The sequence below is a fragment of the Paenibacillus marinisediminis genome (assembly GCF_054343325.1).
Genome location: NZ_JBTGUH010000054.1, coordinates 1 through 223, shown reverse-complemented (window position 1 = coordinate 223; position 223 = coordinate 1). Strand labels below are relative to the sequence as shown.

The window sequence follows — 223 nt, the reverse complement described above, 5'->3', positions numbered from 1 at the left end:
CGATGTCTATAACCTGAACTGGCTGCCCCTATTTCGCAGCGTTTATTGAGACGCTTTGTTGGAACATAGACGCTCGGCTTGAATCCCAAGCTTCTTCAACAAGCTGATCGCTTGTTCTTTCTCCTCTGTCGTCAGTCCGCTTAAGGCACGGTTCAACGTGCTGGCTTGACTAGGCATGATGCGATCCATGATGTCTCTGCCTTCATCCGTCATCTCTGCATAG

1 pseudogene is annotated in these 223 nt (G+C 49.8%); it reads right to left on the bottom strand.

Going from position 1 to position 223, the window contains the following annotated elements:
• Positions 1–42 precede the first annotated feature (42 nt).
• A pseudogene (locus ACXX53_RS23225) lies at positions 43–223 on the bottom strand (MarR family transcriptional regulator); the annotation flags it as partial.